This window comes from Holdemania sp. 1001302B_160321_E10, assembly GCF_015552275.1.
In the GTDB taxonomy this organism is placed as follows: Bacteria; Bacillota_I; Bacilli_A; order Erysipelotrichales; family Erysipelotrichaceae; genus Holdemania.
Genome location: NZ_JADNEM010000074.1, coordinates 1 through 1,582 on the forward strand (window position 1 = coordinate 1; position 1,582 = coordinate 1,582).

Consider the following 1,582-nt stretch of genomic DNA (forward strand, 5'->3'; position numbering starts at 1 on the left):
TCCGCAGGAAGCGTTTTTCATACTTACCAACATAAAAGACGATTAAAAAGGCGGTTTCTACCGCCTGAAATAAATCGTCATGTTCTTTTGCTTGTCAACTTCAATGTAATCAATCAAGGACTGCCAGAAATAGCGCTTTTGCTCATTGGTGAAGTCTTTATATTCATTTTCGAGAAAGCCGCTCAGAACGGCCTTAAATGGCTTGTAATCGGGTGCGGCTTTTTTTGTTTTCTGCTTGTCAACTTCTTCAAGCTGCTTTGTAAGAGATTTATATTCCTTTTCGTAATCGCTTAATTGAATCATATCGGCCAGGTATAGATCTTTAATCTTCGTAAGTTTGTTTTTGATCGATGCAGCATCTATTTTCTTTTCTTGTTTTTTGCTTTCTTCTTGTGCGATCTCAATCATGTATTCTTTTATTTGTTTTTCCACATTCTCCAACAAATAAGCTTCCACCACTTCCTCGCGGATCTGATGGATCTCAGTGCAGAATATCTTTTCTCCAATATTATTGGCTTTCCTTGCACAGCGATAAACAGCTTTTCTTGTCGCTCCGGGCTTGCTCAGCGGGAATGCGCCGGTCATGATATGTCCGCAGTATTTGCACCGCAGCAGACCACGAAAAATGTAAACGATACCGACCGCGCGATTTCGCACGCACATTTCTTTTCTTAGGCGTTCTGCTTCTTTCCACATTTCAATCGTGATGATCTGCGGATAATAATCGGGGATCCCCTTGTATTCTCCGGTATAGCATTTCTGACTCAAAAAGTGGGAAACGGTGGACGGTTCGCAATCATAGTCATATTTTCTCGCCAGCATTTCCCTGGCAGCCTGCCGGCTTCCGGTTTTAATGTACGTGTCAAATAAATCATAAATCATGGTCGCTTTTTCGTTCGTTACCCACTTGTGGTCCTTCACTTCGTAGCCGGTCGGACCAACGCCGAAGGTGACTTGTTTGTTCTTTCGTTTAAACTCGTTGACAGCCTTTATTCGCTCGCTTGTCTTGATCCGCTCGCGTTCAGCCAGGTTCACTTTCAGGTTAAATATAAAGCGACCGTCTGCGGTGCTGGTGTCGATATCGTCTTCATCCACGGCACGGAAGGATACGTTGTGCTTCTCAAATTGTTCAAGAAGCCGGTTCGCGTCCAACACGTTCCTGGAAAACCGATCGAGCTGCGTAAAAAGCACGATATCAGCGTTATCTAAAGAATCAAGCATTCGGCACAGTTCTTTTCTCTTTTTAATCGTTGCAGCGCTGATTCCATCGTCGATGAACGTATCGCAGATTTTGATGTGATTGACTCTGCAATGCTCTTCCATTCGTGCGATCTGAGCCGGAATGGAATACTTCTTTTGATTCCTTTCTTCAACGGATATTCGGGCATAAAGAAAACCTCGGAGCATAGTAATCTTCCTTTCATTTCTTCCTGATTTTTGGTAAAATGAAAGCGCAGAAAAAGAATGATTCGTGGTCATTTTAACTGCGCTGCAGCGATTGGCGTCGCTGCCGATCCTGCCAGTTGGCGCTGGCGGGATTTTTTTATTTGTTTTAATGCCGTATATGGCTTCTATCAAAAAT

General features: G+C 43.3%; 1 protein-coding gene. It reads right to left on the minus strand.

The window, feature by feature from the left end:
- Positions 1 to 57: 57 nt before the first annotated feature.
- Entirely contained in the window at positions 58 to 1,407 is a 1,350-nt protein-coding gene (locus I2D94_RS18065; protein ID WP_195397910.1) for a recombinase family protein, read from the minus strand.
- Positions 1,408 to 1,582 lie beyond the last annotated feature (175 nt).